This is a genomic window from Bacillus sp. R86525 (genome assembly GCF_042466195.1).
GTDB classification, from domain to species: Bacteria; Bacillota; Bacilli; order Bacillales; family Bacillaceae_G; genus Bacillus_A; species Bacillus_A nitratireducens.
The window spans coordinates 4523784-4548757 of sequence record NZ_JAXHPX010000007.1 but is presented as its reverse complement, the minus strand read 5'-3'; the positions used below and the strand labels follow the sequence as shown (position 1 = coordinate 4548757).

18 protein-coding genes and 1 pseudogene are annotated in these 24974 nt (G+C 36.5%); 14 read left to right on the top strand and 5 right to left on the bottom strand.

The genetic code is table 11. The features are described from left to right. Window positions 1-17: 17 nt before the first annotated feature. Window positions 18-1457 (bottom strand): NADP-dependent glyceraldehyde-3-phosphate dehydrogenase, encoded by a 1440-nt coding sequence (gapN, locus tag SJY24_RS26120; protein WP_377866728.1) that lies wholly within the window; start codon window positions 1455-1457, stop codon window positions 18-20. Window positions 1458-2102: 645 nt separating this feature from the next. Between gapN and SJY24_RS26115 the strand changes: the two genes are divergently transcribed. From SJY24_RS26115 to SJY24_RS26095, 5 genes are all read left to right on the top strand, one after another. Further along, window positions 2103-3863, top strand: coding sequence for an ABC transporter ATP-binding protein (locus SJY24_RS26115; RefSeq protein ID WP_377866726.1), 1761 nt, complete (start codon window positions 2103-2105; stop codon window positions 3861-3863). Continuing rightward, window positions 3860-5860, top strand: a complete 2001-nt coding sequence (locus tag SJY24_RS26110; protein ID WP_377866725.1) for an ABC transporter ATP-binding protein — start codon at window positions 3860-3862, stop codon at window positions 5858-5860. The genes SJY24_RS26115 and SJY24_RS26110 overlap by 4 nt, the downstream gene beginning before the upstream one ends. 307 nt (window positions 5861-6167) lie before the next feature. Then, on the top strand, window positions 6168-6965 hold the full coding sequence (locus tag SJY24_RS26105; RefSeq protein WP_000732862.1) for an amino acid ABC transporter substrate-binding protein: 798 nt from the start codon (window positions 6168-6170) through the stop codon (window positions 6963-6965). Further along, complete coding sequence (locus SJY24_RS26100; protein WP_215574467.1) at window positions 6952-7650, top strand: amino acid ABC transporter permease; 699 nt, start codon at window positions 6952-6954, stop codon at window positions 7648-7650. The genes SJY24_RS26105 and SJY24_RS26100 overlap by 14 nt, the downstream gene beginning before the upstream one ends. A 28-nt stretch (window positions 7651-7678) precedes the next feature. Continuing rightward, on the top strand, window positions 7679-8413 hold the full coding sequence (locus tag SJY24_RS26095; RefSeq protein ID WP_097809523.1) for an amino acid ABC transporter ATP-binding protein: 735 nt from the start codon (window positions 7679-7681) through the stop codon (window positions 8411-8413). Between the two features lie 51 nt (window positions 8414-8464). On the opposite strand, the gene sasP is transcribed toward SJY24_RS26095, so the two are convergent. After that, window positions 8465-8668: a small acid-soluble spore protein, SasP family gene (gene sasP, locus SJY24_RS26090; RefSeq protein WP_000013349.1), complete on the bottom strand. Its 204-nt coding sequence runs from the start codon at window positions 8666-8668 to the stop codon at window positions 8465-8467. A 426-nt stretch (window positions 8669-9094) separates the two neighbouring features. On the opposite strand from sasP, the gene SJY24_RS26085 reads away from it, so the two are divergent. Beyond that, on the top strand, window positions 9095-9340 hold the full coding sequence (locus SJY24_RS26085) for a hypothetical protein (RefSeq protein WP_000510461.1): 246 nt from the start codon (window positions 9095-9097) through the stop codon (window positions 9338-9340). 16 nt (window positions 9341-9356) lie between these two features. Here the strand turns inward: SJY24_RS26085 and SJY24_RS26080 are convergent, their stop codons facing one another. Both SJY24_RS26080 and SJY24_RS26075 read right to left on the bottom strand, forming a co-directional pair. Beyond that, window positions 9357-10817, bottom strand: coding sequence for a YheC/YheD family endospore coat-associated protein (locus tag SJY24_RS26080; RefSeq protein WP_377866724.1), 1461 nt, complete (start codon window positions 10815-10817; stop codon window positions 9357-9359). 19 nt (window positions 10818-10836) lie between these two features. Beyond that, the gene (locus tag SJY24_RS26075) at window positions 10837-11889 is read right to left on the bottom strand and encodes a YheC/YheD family protein (RefSeq protein ID WP_377866723.1); all 1053 of its coding nucleotides are present in this window, start codon (window positions 11887-11889) and stop codon (window positions 10837-10839) included. A 134-nt stretch (window positions 11890-12023) separates the two neighbouring features. On the opposite strand from SJY24_RS26075, the gene SJY24_RS26070 reads away from it, so the two are divergent. From SJY24_RS26070 to SJY24_RS26045, 6 genes and pseudogenes are all read left to right on the top strand, one after another. Beyond that, complete coding sequence (locus tag SJY24_RS26070) at window positions 12024-13160, top strand: DUF445 domain-containing protein (RefSeq protein WP_377866722.1); 1137 nt, start codon at window positions 12024-12026, stop codon at window positions 13158-13160. 143 nt (window positions 13161-13303) lie between these two features. Then, a complete protein-coding gene (locus SJY24_RS26065) occupies window positions 13304-13660 on the top strand; it encodes a YlbF/YmcA family competence regulator (RefSeq protein WP_377866721.1) in 357 nt (118 codons plus the stop codon). Window positions 13661-13882: 222 nt separating this feature from the next. Beyond that, entirely contained in the window at window positions 13883-15571 is a 1689-nt protein-coding gene (gene alsS / locus SJY24_RS26060) for an acetolactate synthase AlsS (protein WP_377866720.1), read from the top strand. Window positions 15572-15587: 16 nt separating this feature from the next. Then, a complete protein-coding gene (alsD, locus tag SJY24_RS26055) occupies window positions 15588-16346 on the top strand; it encodes an alpha-acetolactate decarboxylase (protein ID WP_377866719.1) in 759 nt (252 codons plus the stop codon). A 203-nt stretch (window positions 16347-16549) separates the two neighbouring features. Further along, window positions 16550-17629, top strand: a pseudogene (locus SJY24_RS26050) (tetratricopeptide repeat-containing glycosyltransferase family 2 protein). 50 nt (window positions 17630-17679) lie between these two features. Next, a complete protein-coding gene (locus SJY24_RS26045; protein WP_377866718.1) occupies window positions 17680-18789 on the top strand; it encodes a glycosyltransferase in 1110 nt (369 codons plus the stop codon). Window positions 18790-18968: 179 nt separating this feature from the next. Here SJY24_RS26045 and SJY24_RS26040 read toward each other — a convergent pair whose 3' ends face one another. Then, the gene (locus tag SJY24_RS26040) at window positions 18969-19583 is read right to left on the bottom strand and encodes a DNA-3-methyladenine glycosylase (RefSeq protein WP_377866717.1); all 615 of its coding nucleotides are present in this window, start codon (window positions 19581-19583) and stop codon (window positions 18969-18971) included. A 134-nt stretch (window positions 19584-19717) separates the two neighbouring features. Here SJY24_RS26040 and SJY24_RS26035 point away from each other — a divergent pair, with 134 nt between their 5' ends. After that, on the top strand, window positions 19718-20590 hold the full coding sequence (locus SJY24_RS26035) for a Cof-type HAD-IIB family hydrolase (protein ID WP_377866716.1): 873 nt from the start codon (window positions 19718-19720) through the stop codon (window positions 20588-20590). Window positions 20591-20985: 395 nt separating this feature from the next. Next, entirely contained in the window at window positions 20986-24867 is a 3882-nt protein-coding gene (locus SJY24_RS26030; RefSeq protein WP_377866715.1) for a SpaA isopeptide-forming pilin-related protein, read from the top strand. Window positions 24868-24974: the final 107 nt, after the last annotated feature.

Genomic DNA, 24974 nt, shown 5'->3' with positions numbered 1-24974 from the left:
AGCTGCTACATATAAGATTAAACTAAGTTTAATACAGTTACTTTTTGACGAGTCATAGACTCAAGGCTCTTACGAATACCTTGTGCGCCCATACCTGAACCTTTTACACCAATGAATGGGAAGTGGTCAGGGCCGCGCTCTGTGCGTCCGTTAATTTGAACAGAACCAGTGTCGATTTTGTTTGCAATTGCAAATGCTTTGTTAATGTCTTTTGTGAAGACACTTGCTTGCAGACCGAACTCTGATTTGTTAGCAATTTCAATCGCTTGTTCGTCAGAAGAAACACGGATGATTGGAAGGATTGGGCGAAATGGCTCTTCCCAAGCAACTTTCATTTCTTCTGTTACGTTGTCGATTAATGTTGGATAAATTAAGTTGCGCTCACGTTTGTTACCGATAACGATTGTTGCACCTTTTTCAGTAGCATCATCAATTAAACCTTGAACGAAGTCAGCCGATTTATCGTCGATTAATGGAACGATTGTGCTGTTTTGTTCTGGAGATCCAACTGATAGTTCAGCTACTTGCTCTTTTAATAAGCCAGCTAGTTCGTCTGCTACATTTTCATGTACAAGTACGCGTTTAATAGCTGTACAACGTTGACCTGAGTAAGAGAATGCACCGCTTACGATATGCTTTGCAGCTTCTTGTAAGTCTGCATCTTCACAAACGATACCAGGGTCTTTACCACCAAGTTCTAATACAAGTGGAATCATCGCAGCTTTTTTCGCCAAATGTTTACCTGTATTTGTACCACCTGTGAACGATACCATATTTACGCCAGGATGTTCTACTAAGTAGTCACCAATTACAGAACCGCGTCCTGTAGCTACGTTTACAAGACCTTTTGGTAGGCCTGCTTTATGAAGTGCTTCAACCATTTTAATACCGCTAATAGCACCTTGAGTTGCTGGTTTGAAGATAACAGCGTTACCCATAATAAGTGCTGGTGCAAGCTTTGCAGCAGATAAGTTTACTGGGTAGTTAAACGGTGCGATTGCTAATACAACACCAAGTGGTGCGCGTTGGATAATTGCAAGTTTAGATTTAGATCCACCAGGGAAGCTATCACCCATCATGCTTTCACCGTGCATGTGAAGTGCTTCGTCAACTGTGTAACGAATTAAGTCAGCTGTACGAACGACTTCTTTTTGCGCATCTTTATATCCTTTACCGACTTCTTTCATAATGATATCGGCAATTTCATCTTGCATATTTACGAGCTCATCAGCCCATTTATATAAATATTTTGCGCGATCTTGTAGAGAAGCTTCAGCCCAGTCTTTTTGAGCTTCTTTTGCAGATGCAATTGCTTCATCTACTTCTCCGCGAGTAATTGCTTGTACTTGACCAATTACTTCGTGTAAGTATGGAGATGGAATTTCGATTGTTTGACCTGAAGAGCTTTCTCTCCATTCTCCGTTTAAATAAAATTTGTACGTATTGCTAGTTGTCATGATTAGTCCTCCTAAAATAGCAACTTGTAAGAGTGAGTATAAGGTGATTGTAGGTGGTTTGATAATATTTTTCAAATGAAATGTTTGTGAAAACGATTTCTTATTATTTTTTTATTTTGTATGCCCTTTCTTACAGAAGATTCCCTTATTTCAAACTGAATTATAAGTAGAATGCATCACTTTCATTTTTTGTGATAAAAGATTTATTTTATTCTAAAGCGAAAAAACAATTGACAGAATACTCAATAAAGTTGTAAGATTATAAATGGAAAATAAATGAAGGGGGTGTGCGTAATGATTGTAATCGTAAATGTAATGGGCTTAGCTGTATTAAACGGCGGAAAACATTCATATTATTACGCAACCCGTGCGGATATATAGGACTTTTTTGTCTTATGAGAAGCGTACGTTGCGTATATCGTAACGTACGCTTTTATGCATTCCTTTGCATATCGTCAAGCGACGGTATGCTTTTTTTTGTCTAATTTGCTTGTTTCCATACTTTGTATGGTTACTATAAAAATCAGAATTTGGAAGGTGGAAAAATGTGATGAAATGTTATGGTTTTCGAAATGTAAATGAGATGACTCTAGATAGTGGATAAAGAAGCCTTCATCAAACGAGAACGAGAAGGGAGAGGTTATATTGTTTTCAGTATTACTAAAGTTAAAATGGTTTTTTAGGGAGCATTGGAAAAGGTATAGTATCGCAATTGGGGTACTTTTAATTGTAAACGTGATAGAGGTAATTCCTCCGAAAGTATTAGGGATTACAATTGATAACATTAAAACAGGAGCCTTAACGAACGAGGCGATTATGCAATATATTTTTATTTTACTTGGGGTAACGGTTGGTGGGTATGTGCTTACTTTCATTTGGCAGCACCAACTATTTGGCGGTGCGTTCGTACTTGAGAAAACGATGCGTTCAAAATTTATGGGGCATTTACTCAAGATGACACCGACGTTTTATCAAAAAAACCGTACTGGCGATTTAATGGCGAGAGCGACAAATGATTTAAAAGCAATCTCCATGACAGCTGGTTTTGGTATATTAACGCTCGTTGATTCTAGTCTATATATGCTTACAATTGTTTGTATGATGGGCTTTTCAATTAGTTGGCAGTTAACATTTGCTGCGCTTATACCGCTTCCGATTATGGCGTTTGCAATGAATATATACGGAAAGAAATTGCATGAACGATTTACAGTCGCACAAGATGCGTTCGGAGATATGAACGATAAAGTGCTTGAATCAATTGCGGGTGTACGCGTTATTCGTGCGTATGTACAGGAGAATGCTGATCAAGAAAGGTTTCATCAGTTAGGAGATGACGTATACGAGAAAAATATGAGAGTAGCAAGAATCGATGCATTATTCCAGCCAACTGTGAAAATGCTTGTCGGTCTTAGTTATTTAATTGGTTTAGTGTACGGTGCATATCTCGTATTCCAATCAAAAGTGACACTTGGTGAGCTCGTTTCTTTTAACGTCTATTTAGGAATGATGATTTGGCCAATGTTTGCAATTGGTGAATTGATTAATGTTATGCAAAGAGGAAATGCTTCGTTAGATCGTGTAAATGAAACGTTAGCTTACGAACCGGATGTAAAGAATCCGAAAAATCCAAAGGTTGTACAGGAGCCAGATTACATTCAATTTGATAACGTTACTTTTTCATATCCTTCATCAAATGAAACGAATTTAAAAAATGTTTCGTTCTCATTAAAACAAGGAGAGACACTTGGAGTTGTTGGGAAAACAGGAAGCGGGAAAACGACGCTCGTACGTCAGCTTCTTCGACAATATCCACTTGGAGAAGGGGATATCGCAGTTTCTGATGTGAAGCTAGATAAAATTCCGAATGATAACGTACTTGGCTGGATTGGGTATGTACCGCAGGAACACATTTTATTTTCAAAAACAGCGAAGGAAAATATTTTATTCGGAAACAGAGAAGCGACTGAAGAAGAACTTGAAAAAGCGATTGAAATAGCTGCGTTTAAAAAGGATTTAGAGTTTTTACCGGAAGGTTTAGAAACGCTCGTTGGAGAGAAAGGTGTTTCTTTATCAGGTGGACAAAAGCAAAGGATTTCAATTGCAAGGGCTGTTATTCAAAATCCGGAAATTTTAATTTTGGACGATTCTTTATCAGCTGTTGATGCTCGTACGGAAGCAGCGATTATTGAAAATATAAGAACAGAAAGAAGCGGGAAGACGACGATTATAACAACGCATCGTTTGTCAGCAGTGCAGCATGCTGATTGGATTCTCGTTATGGATAACGGTGAGGTTATTGAAGAAGGTTCGCATGAAGCGCTCGTTCGAAATGGGGGCTGGTATGCAGAGCAGTTCGAAAGACAACAAGGTGAAGGTGAAAGTGCGGATAGTGGGGTGAAAATATGAGTGTTTCAAAACGATTGTTTCAATACGCGATGAAAGTAAAAGGGCCGATTTTTGCAGCGATGGCGATGCTATTTGTTTTCGTTATTGCAGAACTCGCGGGTCCTTTCGTCGCAAAAACGATGATCGATGAGCATATCGTTGGAATAGAGAGACCTTGGTATGAAACAGAAAAGAGTGAGGATGCTGTTTCATATAATGGCGCCTTGTATAAGCGAAGTGATCGCTTTGAGGAAGGTGAGAAAAAGGGGAAAGAGGTCCGGGTTATTCAAGTTGGTTTTCAGTACTACTTTGTACCGAATAAAATAACGCTTGAAGGAACTCGTTCTGTTAAGGGCGATGTGCTCACAGTACAAAGTGGTAAGGCAGTGCAGGTTTATAAAGCGAAGGTCTTAACGAAAGAGGAAGTATTTGCGTTTTATAAACCAGAAATAAATCGATTATTACTACTCGGCGGTGGATATTTCGCTTTATTAGTAGTTGTATCATTATTTGCATACGGAAAGCAGTTCTTCTTACAGAAGGCAGCAAACAAAATTATTCAAATTATGAGGGAGGATGTCTTTTCTCATATACAAACGTTACCAATTCGTTATTTCGATCATTTACCAGCAGGGAAAATTGTATCGCGTGTAACGAATGATACAGAAGCAATTCGGGATTTATATGTAACGGTACTTGCGACATTCATCTCTAGTATCATCTATATTATTGGGATTTTCGCTGCGCTATTTTTACTTGATGTAAAACTGGCAGCACTATGCTTACTCATCATCCCAATTTTAATTGTTTGGGCGATTATGTATAGAAAGTATGCGTCTGTATACAATCATAAAATGCGTTCGCGTTTATCGGATATTAACGGAACAGTGAATGAATCGATTCAAGGGATGCCAATTATTCAAGCATTTCGTCAAGAGCGTGAAACGAAGAAGGAATTTGAAGAGCTCAATGGCGATTATTTTAAATATCAAAATAAAATTTTAAATTTAAATGCAGCAACGTCGCATAATTTAGTGTCTGTATTAAGAAACATCGCTTTTACAGGCGTAATTTGGTATTTCGGTGGTGCTTCATTAAGCGCTTCGGGCATCCTTTCTCTAGGGATACTTTATGCTTTCGTCGATTATTTAACGAGATTATTCTCGCCAATTACGAATATGGTGAACCAACTTGCAAACTTAGAGCAAGCGCGTGTTGCATCAGAGCGTGTCTTTGAATTGCTAGAGGAAAAGGGAGAGGCAGTAGAGGAAGAGCGTATGCCTCGCTTAAACGGAAATGTGAAATTCGATAATGTTTCGTTTTCTTACAATGGAAAAGATGAAGTGTTAAAAAATATTTCTTTTGAAGCGAGACAAGGGGAGACAGTGGCACTTGTTGGTCATACTGGATCAGGAAAAAGTTCCATTATGAATGTGCTCTTCCAGTTTTATGAATTTCAAAAAGGGAAGCTTACGATTGATGGTCACGATGTAACAGAGATGCCGAAACAAGCAACTCGTGAACATATGGGAATTGTACTACAAGATCCGTTTTTATTTAGCGGGACAGTGGCATCCAATGTAAGCTTAGAAAATGAAAAAATTTCAAAAGACCGTATCATAAAGGCGTTACGTGACGTTGGTGCTGAAAGGTTTGCAAACAATATAGATGAAAAAATTACGGAGAAAGGAAGTACGCTTTCAACCGGAGAGCGTCAGCTTATATCGTTTGCTAGGGCACTTGCTTTTGATCCTGCTATTCTAATTTTAGATGAAGCGACTTCCAGCATTGATACAGAGACAGAAGCCATGATTCAACAAGCACTAGAAGTTGTGAAGAAAGGACGAACGACGTTTATTATCGCTCATCGTCTTTCAACAATTAAGAGCGCTGATCAAATTATTGTGCTTGATAGAGGAACGATTTTAGAAAAAGGTTCTCATGATGAATTAATGAAAAAGCGCGGGCGTTATTACGATATGTACAAAACGCAAATGGAAGGAAACCAGAGCGCTTAATATGTAGAGGGGAGAACTTGCGATTTTCGCAAGTTTTTTTTTGATTGGATTGTCCGCTCAGAAGTTAATACATTTCACCGACTGAAAAACTTATAAATAAGTAAGTATTGTTTTACCTTTTTCTATATAAATGCTATATTAAAAAATGTTACTTATTTTTTGTATGTAGCGTTATTTTTCCATTTTGTTTGATTATGAAGAAAAAGGTTAAACTAAATAAGAACATTTTCATTGAAAAATTGTTCGAAATTGCATACAATCAATATAGTTTTTAAATTCCTATCAGAATACTTGGAGGACTACTATCATGAAAAAATTATTTTCAGTGCTTGCAGTAACTACATTAGCGATCGGGATTGTAGCAGGCTGCGGTAAAGAAGAGAAAAAAGATACAGCTAGTCAAGATGCATTACAAAAGATTAAACAAAGCGGTGAGCTTGTAATTGGTACAGAAGGTACATATCCACCATTTACGTTTCACGATACAAACGATAAATTAACTGGATTTGACGTTGAATTAGCAGAAGAAGTTGCAAAACGTTTAGGTGTAAAACCTGTATTTAAAGAAACGCAATGGGATAGCTTACTTGCAGGAATAGATGCAAAACGTTTCGACATGGTTGCGAACGAAGTTGGTATTCGTGAAGATCGCCAAAAGAAATATGACTTCTCTAGTCCATATATTTCTTCTTCAGCAGCATTAGTTATTGCGAAAGATAAAGATAAACCTGCTACATTTGCTGACGTAAAAGGATTAAAAGCAGCACAATCTTTAACAAGTAACTACGCAGATATTGCTAAGAAAAATGGTGCGGAAATCACAGGTGTAGAAGGATTTAGCCAAGCAGCAGAATTATTAAGTTCTGGCCGTGTTGATTTCACAATCAATGATAAATTATCAGTGTTAAACTATTTAGAAACGAAAAAAGATGCAAAAATTAAAATTGTAGATACAGAAAAAGAAGCGTCACAAAGTGGATTCTTATTCCGTAAAGGTAGCGACAAACTTGTACAAGAAGTAAATAAAGCGTTAGAAGATATGAAAAAAGATGGTACGTACGATAAAATAACGAAAAAATGGTTCGGTGAAAATGTATCTAAGTAGCGCATTGATGTCAGATCGATTGTCTACTTGGATAGATATTATGCAGACTTCCTTCGCGCCTATGCTGAAGGAAGCTGTCTTTACGACAATTCCGTTAACGCTTATTACATTTATTATCGGTATTATACTTGCGACGTTAACAGCGCTCGCACGTATTTCAGGTAGTCGTATTTTACAATGGATTGCTCGTATCTATGTATCTATCATTCGCGGAACGCCACTTCTTGTACAGTTATTTATTATTTTCTATGGTCTTCCAACTCTTAATATTGAAGTTGAGCCATATACAGCAGCAATTATTGGTTTCTCATTAAATGTTGGTGCATATGCATCTGAAATTATTCGTGCTTCTATCCTTTCAATCCCGAAAGGACAGTGGGAAGCAGCTTACACAATTGGGATGACATACCCGCAAGCATTAAAACGTGTTATTTTACCACAAGCAACACGCGTATCAATTCCGCCGCTTTCGAATACATTTATTAGTTTAGTGAAGGATACGTCATTAGCGTCGTTAATTTTAGTAACAGAAATGTTCCGAAAAGCGCAGGAAATTGCGGCAATGAACTATGAGTTTTTAATTGTTTATTTCGAAGCAGGTCTAATTTATTGGGTAATTTGCTTCTTATTATCTATCGTGCAACAAATATTAGAAAAACGTTCAGAACGTTATACTCTAAAATAACCCTTTCATAAAAGGAGTTTTTGTTTTTATGATTTCAATTCAACATTTACAAAAAAGTTTCGGAGATAATACCGTATTAAAACATATAGACTTATCAGTTGAGAAGGGCGAAGTGGTTGTTATTATCGGGCCATCTGGATCTGGTAAAACGACATTCTTACGTTGCCTCAACGTGTTAGAAACGCCGAATGCTGGTAACATTCGTATCGGCAATAAAGAGCTTAATTTCTCTCAAAAAGTATCGAAGAAAGATATTGTAAATCTTCGTACGCAAACAGGTATGGTATTCCAGCACCATAATCTATTTCCTCATTTAACAGCACTTCAAAATGTAATGGAAGGGCTCGTTACAGTGAAAAAGATGGAGAAAGAAGAAGCGAAGAAAAAAGCAAACTATTTCCTTGAAAAAGTTGGTCTTGCGGATAAAGTAGACTTATATCCATTCCAATTATCAGGCGGACAACAACAGCGCGTTGGAATCGCTCGTGCGCTTGCGATGGAACCGGAAGTTTTACTATTTGATGAACCAACGTCAGCACTTGATCCTGAGCTAGTTCAAGAAGTTTTAAAGGTTATGAAAGAACTTGCTAAAGAAGGAATGACGATGGTCATTGTAACGCATGAAATGCGCTTTGCTCATCAAATTGCGAACCGTGTTATTTTCATGGATGGCGGTGTCGTTGTCGAACAAGGTACACCGGAAGATGTATTTACAAATCCAAAAGAAGAACGAACGAAGAAGTTTTTACAAATGTTGCAATAAATTAAGGAAGGTCTCAAGGCATATGCCTTGAGACCTTTTTGCCATATATATTTATTTTTGGAATCCGCCAAGGCTTTGCTCAGCCATTGCAACTAGACGTTTTGTAATTTCTCCACCAACAGAACCGTTAGCACGAGCCGTAGAATCTGCTCCTAATTGTACACCAAATTCTTGAGCGATTTCGTACTTCATTTGATCGATTGCTGCTGTTGCACCTGGTACTACTAATTGATTGTAAGAACTTTGGTTTGCCATAGGAATATATCCTCCTTAGAGTTATAAAAATTTTTTTGGTTGGACTAGCTGGATTTGAACCAGATTATCGCCCCGTTTGGCGCTAATCCATCGGTAATTAAGTTTGTACTCATAGTATGGATGTTACCTAGAAAGATATACAAAATAATAATTTGTAAATTTTGTAAAAAAATCTTCGCTATTTTGTAAATTATGAAATAAGAGTAATCGTTGTATTTTTAAGAAAGAAGGCTAAACTAAGAGCGAAATCATATGCGTTTAAAATCTATATATAATCAGCTGTGCTTACAGCTTAGTAAAATAAAAATTAAATTGGTATCAACTTCATAGTTCTGTTTTAATCCGGGATGGGGCAGGAAAAGGTACTGACTGACCGCTCCTATGCACGGCTAGAATCTAAAAAGGATAACATATGGAGGAATCATGATGGGAATTTGCCCGCTTTGCAACGCATTAGAATCACAAACATATTCTTGTCAAAATTGCCAAGGTATACTCCAAGATTATGGGAAAACTGTAGATTACATAGACGATTATAGTGCGTATATGGATCAAGAATTATTGCGTGCAGTAGATGGTTTAACACATAGTAATTCACAAGAGTACTGCAATCATGTTTTTTATTGCGGGATGTGTAATGTGGAAACAGAGGTTGTAGTGAAACTTGTGTAAATAGAAAACTTCCACCTTATGAGTGAGGTGGAAGTTTTTGTTTTTTTATTTGTGAGTTAATCATAGGGGACGGGATATTGTCAGTGTTAGGTGCAGGATTTGATTGTATTTGAGATATTTTTTCTTTCGAATCGCGCAAAGAGTGTTCAGTTAAATAGATGGCATATTCATAAAATAATTGGCGCGTAAGCTCGCTTTGTTCTTTTAACTTTTCATCTTGGAATACAGTTCGCCCCGGTTTAGAATTTGCTTCAAATAACCACGGATTTTCCGCTGTATCTAAACCGATATCGAAACCAATCTCTCCAATGTTCCCGGTTACTTGTCGATCAAGTGCATAGCTGATTTGTAAGGCTGTTTGTTTTAGTTTATTTTCAATTTGAACTTGCTTTGTTGAATCGGGAAATAGTTCCTGAAGTAATTTTGTATCACCGCCGCTATTTACATGAGTTGTTAAGCTACCTTTGCCGGCGATTTTTGCGACGATTGCACTGACTACCCAATTACCAAAATGGTTTTTATTTGTATGAATGCGAAAATCGACGGGTTGCCCTTCGAAGCGGAGCAGTGAGATACCTTGTTGTACGATAAACTTTTTTAAATCATGTCCTTTTAACACATGGTTAAGAAGTGCTTCTAATGATTGATACTTTCTTAGTTTATTTTGTTCATTTTCACGATAACGACAATAGTAGCGATTGTCAGTTTGAGAATAGAGTATTTGATGAATGTTTCTTCCGAAGCTACCATGTATCGGCTTCATATAAATGTACTTATACGTACCGAGAAGTCGTTCTACTTGTTCAAAATGTTGAAATGCTTCTGTTTTTGGTAAGAATGGTTTCATTGAATCTTCTTTCATTAGAAGGCGATGCACTTCCCATTTGTTGAAAAACCCTGGATTAAACCATGGAATCGCATAGTCGCTTTCTAATCGTTTTTTTGCTCTTATGATAGGTTTGTAATTTTCTGCTTGGCGATTTGGTAAACGGTCGTAAATGACATTTGGTAAAGGGACTTTGTTTTTTACCCATTTGCTATCTTGAAAGAAGTACCCTTCAATTGTTTCCTCTTCCCAGTTTATATGTTGAAGGCCAAAGACAAAGACAAATGGCTGCAATGTGAATGGTGGTGTTAATAACTCACCGAGAGAGATGGAACGACTTCCTAAAGGAGAATTAGAATCATCGTTAAAGCCAGTTGTGAAAATCCCAATTAATGGGCCGAAAACAATGGTTTGATTGTGTAAGAAGGCATGGATTGTTGCTGAATGCGGTAGTAAAAGATCGGCTGCAATTTGTTCGCCAATAATGATTTCTCGCGTGAATGAATAATGAATTTTAATATTCTCACATGCAATATAACGTAAGCCAAAGGAAAGGGATGTAATTGGTGGTGTAATAGAAAAAACGTAAGGTAAAGTAATACTATTTGGATGCTCATCTGAAATACTTAATGTATATATGTGCTCTTTCAACGGGGGTCTCCTCCTTTCATTATGGTGTAAATCGGCTAAATTTTAATGAACCATGGAAAATTTGTTCAGCCAGTTCGTCGTTGTACCTAGTATAAACTTCGTAAGAAGGCATCGTATTAACGTACATAAGCCAAATGGCACCTTTTTGATCCATAATGGTAGAAAGCTCTAATTCAAATAATGACGAATAGGACTGATCGAGTGTTTTGAACACTTCATTTACAACATCATGCAAAGCATCTTTCAATAATTGAACACCAGTTGAAGAAAGCAAATATTTAATTTTGGAAAATGGATGTAGCATGGAACGCTCTGTTACGGAAAGTAAAAATTGTGCTGGGAATGAAGCTTTTTGTATGAATTGACCGAGCACTACCCAATTCTGTTCTTTATTTTTTTGCATAATGGTTCGAATATGAATCGGATATGATAGTTGATTTGGAGGATGTAACATTGGATGAATCATGTAACGCGATGAGTGTATGTTTGATTGGCACCATGATATAAAGTCATCTGTCCGTTTGAATTGAGTAGAAGTACGATGCTGTTCATTTATTGTATCGATATGAAATGTTTTATGTTGGTAAGTGACTCGATATAAATTTTCATTAGAATGTATATTGATTGGTCTTATAATGATATCTCTTGTTTCTAGTAGTAATTTGAAAATTCCTTGTACCGTTCCTTTTTTTATTTTTGGAATGTAAGGGGAAAGACGTTTATTAGTAAGAAAAAGGTTGTGTAAATCACTTGGATTAATAAGTGTGTTATTTAAAAAAGTAGTCGAGGAACGTTTGTGTAATGAATGAATAATCGATTTTGCTTGTTGGAATTCTTTATCTTCTTTGAAATGACAGCGATCATATATGTACGAAGGGATGGGAAAGGTTTGATTTATCCAATTTCCTGTATCTGTATCGTAAATAAGACCAGAAACAAGATCTGTCTTTGAATCAATGCTAAACGGTGTGAATTGAGCAACGACGTTATGATACAGACGAGCTCGCTTAGCGATTTCGGTGTAATACATTTGCTCGTGATGAAATTTAGAAGTTAAAAGACCAAGAACCAACGAAATCACTCCTTTATTAACAAGATGTTTGCATAATAGGCGAAGCTATTTATTGCAAATACATTTTTATACCATTATACTTTTGTCCGTATGACGATATGCTATAGTTTTGGAGAAGTGAAAGGTTGATTATGATGAATATATGGTTGAATATGTTAACAACGACAGGACTCGGGGCGATTATTGGGGGATACACAAATCATTTAGCAATAAAAATGTTATTCCGTCCTCATCGTCCGATTTATATTGGAAAGTTTCAAGTTCCATTTACGCCAGGGTTAATTCCGAAGCGTCGCGAGGAGCTTGCTGTTCAATTAGGGAAAATGGTTGTAGAACATTTGTTAACACCGGAAGGGATCGGAAAGAAATTAACAAATGAAGAGTTTCAAGCGAGTTTAATTCGCTGGGCGCAAGTGGAAGTGGATCAAGCAATTACGAATGAACAGTCGTTGCGATATATGTTAGAAAAATGGAACTTGGCACATGTAGAAGAAGAGGCAACTCAAAAAATTGAACATGTAATTACAGAAAAAATTCAGGCATTTTTAGCAGAGTACTATACATATACATGGGAACAAGCTTTACCTCATTCTATACATGAAAAAGTAGAGAATATGATTCCGAATGTATCGGCGTTTATTTTAAATCGAGGAATTCGCTTTTTTGAAAGTGAAGAAGGGAAAGGTCGTCTTTCAAAAATGATTGATGATTTCTTTGCTTCTAGGGGAACGCTACTTAACTTAGTCGGAATGTTTTTAGGGAATGTCAGTTTAGTGGATCGAGTACAGCCAGAAGTCATTAAGTTTTTAGGGCAAGATGGCACGAAAAAGCTTTTAACTGATGTACTGCAAAAAGAGTGGGAAAAGTTAAAAGGAAGAGATGTAAAAGAATTAGAAACGTTTGTAGAGAAAGAAATGATTGTGAAATCCATACTGTCAGCAGTTAAAGTAGAGGAAACAGTGAGTAAATTTTTAAATCAGTCTGTTCAGCAAGTATGTGAACCGGTCCGAGAAACAATCATTGAAAAGATCGTCCCAAGTGCAGTAACGAAAGGCTTGAAGTGGGGAACAGAAAATGTAGAGAGCATACTAAACAATCTACACCTTGCGGAAATTGTCCAGCAAGAAGTGTCTACATTTTCAACAGAGAGACTAGAGGATTTAGTTTTGTCCATAACGAAAAATGAATTGAAAATGATTACGTATTTAGGGGCATTATTAGGGGGAATGATTGGACTCATGCAAGGGGTGTTACTTCTGTTCCTTAGGTAATAAAAGCGAATACATAGAAATAAAAGTGAAATTTCTTCACATCTCTTGCATAGTTTGATATGGTAAGAAGAGGTGCGTATGTAAATGCACTTAAAAGGCAGTGCGAGCGAAAAGCGCTAGCCTTCTAAAGGAGGAAAAATAAAATGACAAAAAACATTCATGATGTTGCATATGAATTACAAAAAACAATCGCTGAAAACGAAGATTTCCAAACTTTAAAAGCAAGCTACGCAGCAGTACAAGGAGATGCACAGTCAAAGAACTTATTCGATGAGTTCCGTACAATGCAACTTGGCCTACAACAAAAAATGATGCAAGGTCAAGAAATCACTGAAGAAGATAACCAAAAAGCACAAGAAGTTGTAGCTCGCATTCAACAAGATGCTAAAATTACAAAGTTAATGGAAACTGAGCAACGTTTAAACATCGTTATCACTGACGTTAACAAAATTATCATGAAGCCACTTGAAGAATTATATAACGCGCAACAACAAGCATAATGATGAAGATGCTCCTAGTATAGGGGCGTCTTTTTTATTGTAGAAAAATGTAAGGGTTTTCCTTTTGGTTGTCAAAAAACTGTCAAATTCATATCGTTGGAAAAATAATGCATTTGTACTATAATGATAATCGAGATATATTACACCATGTTAATTAATGTGGTGAAGTATATAAAATAAAAATCTTTATTACACACATTATGAAATAAAGGGATGATTAGTTTGAGTACAGGTGTAAAAGCAAACGACGTGAAGACAAAAACAAAAGGAGCAGATCTTGTTGTTGATTGTTTAATTAAACAAGGTGTTACACATGTTTTCGGTATTCCAGGAGCAAAGATTGACTCTGTATTTGATGTACTGCAAGAAAGAGGACCAGAGTTAATTGTTTGTCGTCATGAACAAAACGCAGCATTTATGGCAGCTGCTATTGGTAGATTAACAGGGAAACCGGGTGTGTGTCTTGTAACTTCAGGACCAGGGACATCGAATTTAGCGACAGGTCTTGTTACTGCGAATGCGGAGAGTGATCCCGTTGTTGCTTTAGCTGGTGCAGTTCCGCGTACGGATCGATTAAAACGTACGCACCAATCTATGGATAATGCTGCACTATTCGAACCAATCACAAAATATAGCGTAGAAGTAGAGCATCCTGATAATGTGCCAGAAGCGCTATCAAATGCATTCCGAAGTGCGACTTCCACAAATCCAGGAGCTACTTTAGTAAGTCTTCCGCAAGACGTTATGACTGCGGAAACGACTGTAGAGTCTATCGGTGCGCTTTCTAAGCCACAGCTTGGAATCGCTCCCACACATGAAATTACATATGTAGTAGAAAAAATAAAATCAGCGAAATTACCAGTTATTTTACTCGGTATGAGAGCGAGCACGAATGCAGTAACGAAAGCGGTTCGTGAATTAATTGCTGATACAGAACTTCCTGTCGTTGAAACATATCAAGCAGCTGGCGCGATTTCACGTGAGTTAGAAGATCATTTCTTCGGTCGCGTTGGATTATTCCGTAACCAACCAGGTGATATTTTACTAGAAAAAGCCGATCTTGTTATTTCAATCGGTTATGACCCAATTGAGTATGATCCAAAATTCTGGAATAAACTTGGAGACAGAACGATTATTCATCTTGATGACCACCAAGCGGATATCGATCATGATTACCAACCAGAGCGTGAATTAATTGGCGATATCGCTTTAACTGTAAATAGTATTGCAGAGAAATTACCGAAGCTTGTATTAAATACGAAATCAGAAGCAGTTTTAGAACGATTACGCTCGAAATTATCAGAGCAAGCAGAAGTTCCAAACCGTGCTTCAGAAGGTGTTACGCATCCACTTCAAGTCATTCGTACACTTCGTTCTTTAATTAGTGACGATACAACCGTTACATGTGACATCGGTTCCCATTCTATTTGGATGGCAAGATGTTTCCGTTCTTATGAACCACGTAGACTATTATTTAGTAACGGTATGCAAACGTTAGGTGTTGCACTTCCTTGGGCAATTGCCGCTACTTTAGTTGAACCGGGCAAGAAAGTTGTTTCAGTGTCAGGTGATGGTGGTTTCTTATTCTCTTCGATGGAATTAGAAACAGCGGTACGTTTAAATGCGCCTGTTGTCCATCTCGTTTGGAGAGATGGTACATATGATATGGTTGCGTTCCAACAAATGATGAAATACGGCAGAACATCAGCTACAGAGTTTGGCGATGTCGATCTTGTGAAATATGCAGAAAGTTTCGGGGCGTTGGGTCTTCGTGTCAATACACCAGATGAATTAGAAGATGTATTGAAAACGGCATTAGAAGCAGATGGTCCTGTCATTATTGATATTCCAATTGACTATCGTGACAACATTAAGTTAAGTGAAAAACTATTACCAAACCAATTAAACTAATGGAGGCATGGTTGAGATGAGTGTTGCGCAATTAATTAATATTGATACAAAAAAAACGAAAACAAATAATGAAGTATATCAAACATCTACAATGCTTGCGCTATTAGATGGTATATATGATGGTGTGATTAGCTTTGAGGAATTGAAAGAACGTGGTGATTTCGGCATCGGCACATTTGATCAATTAGATGGTGAAATGATCGCATTTGATAACGAATTTTATCATTTGCGTTCAGACGGTTCAGCAGAAAAAGTAGAACCGGAAGAAACAACACCGTTTGCGACTGTAACGTTTTTTGAAAAAGAAATGAGTTATACGGTAGAGCGTCCGATGAATCGTGAAGAAGTGGAAGCATTATTACATGAATTAATGCCGAGCAAAAACTTATTTTACGGTATTCGAATGGACGGTACGTTCCGTGAAGTAAGAACGAGGACTGTTCCAAGACAAGAAAAACCGTATACACCACTCGTTGAAGTGACAAAATCACAACCGATTTTTTCATTTAAAAATACAGAAGGTACACTTGCTGGATTTTGGACACCAGATTACGCGCAAGGTATTGGTGTAGCTGGTTTCCACTTACATTATATTGATGATGAAAGAAGCGGGGGCGGACATGTTTTCGACTATGTTATCGAAAACTGTACGATCCAAATTTGTCAAAAAGCTCATATGCACTTAGCACTTCCAGAAACAGCTGATTTTATGGCGGCTGAATTATCAAGAGAAAACTTAGAGGATAATATTGCGACTGCGGAAGGTGCGGAGTAAAAGGAATCGAAATCATGTATTCTCTATATAAGAAACGAAGTCTTGTTCAGGCTTCGTTTTTTTTATTGATGCGCAATCTTCTCGTGAAATTCCTCTCTACCGCTTCATTGAGTTTTCATTTGTAAAATGAAAACTCAATTTTGAAGCAAAAGAAATATAAATTTCTCCCCAAACATATACATCAAAAGGATAGGGGGGATATGATGGGAAACTCGATTACTATTAGTTTATGCATGATTGTAAAAGATGAGGAACAAACTATATCGGAATGTTTAGAATCAGTCAAAAGTGTTGTGGATGAAATTATTATTGTAGATACAGGTTCCACAGATGCTACAAAAGAAATTGTGAAGAAGTATGATGCGAAAGTTTATGATTTTCAATGGATTGAAGATTTTTCAGCGGCACGAAATTTTGCATTTTCTAAAGCTACAAAAGAATATATTCTTTGGTTAGACGCAGATGACATAATAGATACGGAAGATATAAAGAAATTTCTACAGTTAAAAAGTACGTTAGATCGTAGTACGGATGCAGTATCTATGAAATATTATTTAACTTTTGACATAGAAGGAAATCCAACACATTCTTTAAGGCGATATTGATTAGTCAACAGAAGTAGAAATTTTCAATGGCATGGATTTGTTCATGAATATTTAGAGGTGTATGGAAATCTTATAAATAGTGATGTAGGGGTAAGTCATAAAAAAATAAAAGCATATACTAATCGTAATTTAAAAATATATGAAAAACATCTTGAGAGTGGAAAAGAATTTAGTCCCCGTGATGTGTACTATTATGCAAATGAATGTAGGGATCACAGATTATTTGATAAGGCTGTTAAGGGGTATTCGAAATTTTTAGATGAAGAAAAGGGTTGGGTTGAAGATAATATTCAAGCTTGTTTAAAAAGAGCCGAATGTTATTTAGAATTGGGGGACTTAAAAAAATCTATACAGTCTTGTTTGCAATCATTTACGTATGACACGCCTAGAGGAGAACTTTGTTGCCACTTAGGACGTGTATTTTTGCAACAAGGGGAATATTCTAAAGCGATATATTGGTACCATGCAGCAATTAACGGGCCACGACCAAAGGATTCTCCGTTTGTCCGAGAAGAGTGTCATACATGGTTGCCGCATATTCAACTATGTATTTGTTATGATCGAATAAAAGAATATGAAAAGGCAATTTATCATAACGAACAAGCTGCACAGTTCATACCTAATAATCCAAGCATTGAATATAATAGAAAATATTTTGATAGTTTATCGGAAAAATAATATTTAATAATGCTAGATAATCATTTTGGCTGCTGAGAGGAGTTTGATTCATGCTCACAAGTATAATTATATTGACTCATAATCAATTACAGTATACAAAAGAATGCATCCAAAGTATTAGAACTTATACAGTGGAACAAGAGTATGAGTTAATAGTTGTGGACAACGCGTCAACAGATGGTACTGTAGAATGGTTACAAAAACAATCGGATATTATGCTAGTGGAAAATGCGGAGAATATGGGTTTTCCAAAGGGATGCAATCAGGGAATTAAAGAGGCAACAGGTGACAATATTTTATTATTGAATAATGATGTGGTCGTAACTGAAAATTGGCTAAGCAACTTAATTCGGTGTTTATATGAAAGTAAGGATGCTGGAGCGGTAGGGCCCGTAACTAATAATGCCGCTTACTATACTGCTATACAAACTTTTTATAAAGATATTGAAGGAATGCAGAAGTTTGCAACTTTATATAATCAAAGTGATAAAGATAAATGGGAAGAACGTATGAAATTAATCGGATTCTGTATGCTTATAAAAAAATCAGTGTTAGATGAAGTTGGATTATTAGATGAACGATTTACACCGGGGAATTATGAAGATGATGATTTGTCACTAAGAATGTTTGAAAAAGGATATAAATTGTATTTATGTAAAGATACATTTATTCATCACTACGGAAGTGTCTCATGGAAAGAAGATAGTGTTAAATTTTCTATTTGTTTACATGCGAATAATATAAAATTGTATGAAAAATGGGGATTTTATGGTGAAAGTTTATACATTCATTGTGACTTACTAGCGATTTTAGAGCGATTTGCGCCTGATAAAGTAAATATTCTTCATATAGGAGCTGGATGTGGTGCCACTTTATTAAAAATGAAAGGGTGTTATCAGGCAGTTTCTTTATTCGGAGCGGAAAGTAATGAAAAAGCGGCAGCTCTTGCAAATAGGGTAGCTCCTACAACTTCTGCTGCGTATGACAAGTTACATGAAGTATTTATAGATGAAAAATTTCAGTACATCCTACTATCACATCCCATTGAGCCAGCGAAATTACCGCATGTCATACAATCTATGGCACAACTTTTAACGCCAACAGGAACTTTCGTTATGTCGAAATTCAATTTGGAAAATTATTATGCATTAAAAAAATAATGCTTTTAAGATTTTCTCTTTGGAGATGAACTGTATTTGGCAATGTTGGAGGAACAACGGTTTCTTTTATAGAAACAAAACCGAAATCCGATCCCGGATTTCGGCTTTTCGACGTGTGATGAATTACGAAAAAAGAGCTATCCTATAAGTTGGTTTCACTTACTTATAGGATAGCTTCTTTATTTTGAAACAAACGGGTGCTTTTCATAATAAAACCGCCATGGATAGTGAACGGCTTCTTCTGCATAATCAATGTTAATACGAGGACCAGCTAGTATGTTATGTGTGGATGATAAATGGTCTTCTTCAGGAACTAATTCAATATGTAACGTATCACTTTGAAGTGATACGCCGCGCTCTTCTAAAGTGATTCCGAGCGCGCCGCATAGTTTTCCGGGGCCATTTGTTAAGTTTTTATACTGAGCTTTCGTAATGTCAGTTTTATTGTAGCGCGCTAGTTTCATGTCTTCGATTCCATCTACAGGTTCAAGAGCACGAATGAGAACTCCTTGCGGGGTGCCGATTGGTGCTGTAATTACGTTAAAGCAATGATACATGCCGTAAATTAAATATACGTAAGCATGTCCTGGTGCACCGAACATTACTTCTGTTCGATTAGTCCGTCTGCCTCCGTAACTATGAGCGGCCTTATCATCTGGACCTTTGTATGCTTCTACTTCTACAATAATTCCGCTCCGCTTTATGCCGTCTACAATATGAACGAGTTTATGTCCGAGTAACTTCTTTGCGACCACTAACGTATCGCCTTCATAAAAAGAAGGTGGTGCCTGCATTGTACTATCTCCTTTGCCAGTTGTATATGTATATAGTAAACCAAATTTTGAGTAGTAATTCTAACTCGTTCTATTTACTACATTTATTTCATAAATTATGGATAGAGTACAACAGCGAAGAGGGGGAGTGCGACATGATTTATCGCTTACTAGCTCTTAATATAGATGGGACACTACTATACAACAACGGAAAAATCGCAAAAGGGTTACGGGAGACAATTGACTTTGTGAAAAGAAAAGATGTATACGTTACATTATTTACGAATCGTAATTTTCAATCTGCTCATAAAATAGCGAAGGCGTTAAAATTAGATTCTATATTAGTTACACATGGTGGTGCTTTCGTTTCAGCAACGTTAGATAAGCCGTTCGCTCAAAGGAGATTATCTGAAGAGAAAACCTTTAATATCGTGCAAGTGTTAGAGCATTTTGATTGTAATGTTCGCATTTCTCATGAACGATATTCAATTGGGAATCGTGAGAGAAATACACCAAACTTAATTGCGCGTACTGTATTATCAAGCGCAGATCCATTATTTTATCCGGTTCAATTTGTAGATTCGCTAGGGGATGCACTGCGTGATCATCCAGTAGCTGCACCGAAAATTGATATTGTTTTCCATACGAAAGGTGAAAAAGAAAGAGGGATGAATACGTTAAGAAAGGCATTTCAAGACGTAGAGTACGTCGAATGTGATGCGAGACGTATAGAAATTCTCCCTCAAAATGTATCAAAACTACGTGGTTTACAATTACTTGGGGAGCATTTAAATATTAACCTTAGTGAAATGGTTGCGATTGGAGATAGCGTAGAAGACTTAGAGGTAATTGAAAATGTTGGGCTCGGGGTAGCGATGGGGAACGCTCCTGTAGAATTAAAGCAAGCGGCGGACTGGATTACACGTTCTAATACTGAGAACGGCGTAGAGTACATGATTAAAGAGCATTTTCGTAAGCAATTCCCGCTTCCTTTTTTAAAGAATCATAAACATACACCGAAACGATAAAAGAAAAACGTAGCTTTTTGGCTACGTTTTTTTGTTGAACTTATTAAAATGAATGAAAGCATTTTAAAATGTGAATTGTGTATGAAGTCTATACAACTCACTTGAATACTCTAGGAAAATGTTGTAAAGTGGATGATGTTGCCAAAGTAGTTACACCACGTGAAATATTCTTCAGATTAATTTTATTGGGCTCCCGTATGTAAAAACATTTCCGCATGATAGTTTAGTTCATGTATTATTTCAAAAATGAATTGTAGTAATTTTATTAATTAGTTGTAGAATTTCTTTTTTTTATTTAAATGGATTATTTTAAGTTAATGTGAGTAAGACTTGGTACATATAAAATGTGCTTCTTTTTGTGGTTTTAAAAAGTTTAAAAGGGGGGAATGAATTTCTTGAGGAAATCATTTAATCAAAAAGTAAAGAAAATAAGTAGTAGTTTAATAGTTGTATTACTAGTATGTATGAATTTTTTAATCCATTTACCATTTAAAGCAGAGGCGGCTACAACAGAATTAAAAGGTTTAGGTGACGTATCTTATTACAACGCCATCATTTTTGGAGATCATAGTGCAACGAGTGCGGATATTGAAGGTGCGATGGCTGTTCAAAAAAATATGAATGCATCAAGTTATACAGTCTTAGCGGCTGCAACTGGAGCGAACAACTTAGCTGGAGCAACATGGGTAGATGAAGGATATCCATCGTTATTATTAGGTGGTCAATTTACGAAAGCGGGAGCAGGACAAGTAATTATCCAAGATGGAACAGTGGCGATGACAAAAGACGGTGACCCAGAAGGCGCAATGAAAACATCATATGACCGTATCGCTTATAAAGAGCAAACGGAGATTGATGCTAAATTTAAAGAATTTAGAAAAGACGTTGATGGCGTAATTGGGGATGCGGGCCAATTACACACTGATAAACCAAAACCGAATATGAGCTTTGGAATTGGTGAGGATGTAAAAAATCCTAATATTTATGTTTCTTCAGGGTTAACAGGAGAGAAAACGTTTGATGTAAAAGATGTTTTTCTTCCGAATGTAGATAACAAGGATTTTATTGTTATTTACTCAGATGCGGAAACAGTTAATTTTGCTAGTGGTGCAATTTTGTATGATACAAGAAATACTGGGATGGCAACAGACTTAATTAATACATCTCAAGCATATGATCCTAATTCATCTTTTACTGAGTTAGCTAGTAAGGTCATTTGGGTGTTCCCTAATGCTACAAAGATAACAACTAAAGGATATGGTGTAGTAGGTAGTGTGTTTGCGCCTAATGCTGTTGTAGAGACAAAAGGTGGTTCTATTAATGGACAAGCCTTTGTTGGAGGATTACACCAAAGAGATGGATTTGAGGTTCATAATTTTAAATTTAACTGGCCGAAGTGGAAAAAGCCGGCAGCTGAAAAAGGAAACTTACAAATTAAAAAAGTTGATGAAAGCGATGAAAACATTGTTTTAAAAGACGCAAAATTTGATGTTATAGACAAAGAGAATAATGTTGTGGCTACTGTTACAACAAACGAAAAGGGTATTGCGGAAGTTAAAGATTTACCACTTGGTGACTATTTTGTAAAAGAAATTAGTGCACCAGAAGGATATATAAAAGTTGATACACCAGTAAAAGTAACAATTGATAATACAAAGGTAATTGAAATTGTTATGAAGAATACGAAAAAAGTAGAGAATGGTCAATTTAAAATATTGAAGAAAGATAGTGAATCTGGTCAACTTCTACCAGGTGCAAAGTTTGATGTTATAGATAAAGATGGGAACGTTGTCGAAACAATTATTACAGATGGTAAAGGTGAAGCTTTATCAAAACAACTTCCAGTTGGAACATATACATTAAAAGAAGTTGAAGCACCAAAAGGTTATGAACTATCATCTAGTTTAGTTCATGTTGATGTAGCTGCTAATAAAACAGTGACTGTAGATGTGTTGAATAAAAAGATCGTTGAAAAAGCTACAGGTCAATTTGAAATCGTGAAAGTAGATGCAAATGATAAAGAGAAACTATTATCCGATGCAGAATTTGAAGTGTACAAAGATGGTAAAAAAGTAGATACGTTACGAACAGATAAAACAGGTAAAGTAATATCTACGAAATTAGAACCAGGAAAGTACACATTAAAAGAAACGAAAGCACCACAAGGATATAAGTTGTTAAAAGAAGAAATTGAAGTCGTTGTGGAAGCGAACAAAGTAGTACAAGTACAAGTAGAAAACGCAAAAGAGCTAGGAAGCTTACAAGTAGTCAAAAAGGATGCAGAGAGTGGAAAAGTTCTAGAAGGCGCGGAATTTAGACTGAAGAACGAAAGTGGTCAAGTAGTTGGAGAAGCGAAAACAACGAATAAAGATGGTGTAGTTCAATTCGAAAACTTAGTGCCAGGAAAATACACGTTAGAAGAAACGAAAGCACCAGAAGGCTACAAAACAGTAGAAGTAACAGTAGAAGTAAACGTTGTAGCGAATGAAATGGTAAAACAAGAAGTTACGAATGAAAAAGTAACAGGTCAATTTGAAATCGTGAAAGTAGATGCGAATGATAAAACGAAAGTGTTATCAGGTGCAGAATTCGCAGTGTATAAAGATGGCAAAAAGGTAGCGGAACTGAAAACAGATGAGAGTGGAAAAGTGATGTCACCGAAATTACCATTAGGTGAATATACAGTGAAAGAAACGAAAGCACCAGAAGGTTACAAGCTTTCTAATAAAGAATGGAAAGTAACAATTCAAAATGAGAACGAAATAGTAAAAGTAGAGGCAGAAAATGAAAAAGTCTTAGGTTCTCTACAAATTATTAAAACGGATGATAAAGATCAAGCGAAACGTTTAGCAAGCGCAGAATTTACATTGAAAGATGTGAAAGGCAATGTTGTAAAAGAAGGAATTACAACAGATGAGTCTGGAACTGTTAAAGTAGACGGACTAGTGCCGGGTGAATATACGTTAGAAGAGACGAAAGCGCCAGAAGGTTATGAGTTAACAAAACAAGTAATTCATGCAACAGTTGATGGTGAAAAAGTTATTGATGTAAAAGTAACGAATAGTAAGAGCCTTGGTCAATTCGAAATCGTGAAAGTAGATGCAAATGATAAAGCGAAAGTATTATCAGACGCAGAATTTGAAGTGTATAAAGAGGGTAAAAAAGTAGAGACATTACGAACAGATAAAACAGGTAAAGTAATATCTACGAAATTAGAACCAGGAAAATACACGTTAAAAGAAACGAAAGCACCACAAGGATATAAGTTACTAAAAGAAGAGATTGAAGTCGTTGTGGAAGCAAACAAAGTAGTACAAGTACAAGTGGAAAACGCAAAAGAACTAGGAAGCTTACAAGTAATCAAGAAGGATGCAGAAAGTGGAAAAGTTCTAGCAGGTGCGGAATTTAAGTTAAAGAACGAAGCTGGTCAAGTAGTTGGAGAAGCGAAAACAACAAATAAAGATGGTGTTGTGAAATTCGAAAACGTTGTACCAGGAAAATACACGTTAGAAGAAACGAAAGCGCCAGAAGGTTATAAAGCGCTAGAAGTAACAGTAGAAGTAAACGTGGTTGCAAATGAAGTAGCAAAACAAGAAGTATTGAATGAAAAAGTGAAAGAAAAAATTACAGGCCAAGTAGAAATTACAAAGGTAGATGCTAATGATACAGATAAAACATTAGCAGGCGCAGTCTTTGAAATTTTGAAAGACGGAACAAAAATAGACACATTAACAACAGATAAAAATGGTAAAGTAACTTCGAAAGAATTGGAGCCAGGAGATTATATTTTAAAAGAAGTTCAGGCTCCAGAAGGATACACTTTATCTGATAAAGAAATCAGATTTACGATTTCTAATCAAAAAATTGAAGCTATAAAACTTCAAATTACAAATCAAAAAGAGCCAGGTGAAGGAACGGAAACACCAGGTGAAGGAACGGAAACACCAGGCGAAGGAACGGAAACACCAGGTGAAGGAACGGAAACACCAGGTGAAGGAACGGAAACACCAGGTGAAGGAACGGAAACACCAGGTGAAGGAACGGAAACACCAGGTGAAGGAACAGAAAAACCAGGTGAAGGAACAGAAAAGCCAGGCGAAGGAACAGAAAAGCCAGGTGAAGAAACAGGAAAGCCTAATTTACCAGAAAAAGGACCGGGTTCTTCTAATAATCAACAACTGCCAGCTACAGGGCATGATATGAATTATCTTCCATTCGTCGGTTTTGTTCTTCTGTTATTAGGAATACGTTTAAGATTTATGACTAAAAATAGTTAATAGATGTATAAAAGGCATAAGAGGAATGTTATCTCTTATGCCTTTAAGTTATTAATAGAAGAAATAAGGTAAAAGCTTCTGTATTGACCTGCAAACGCCCTTCAAGT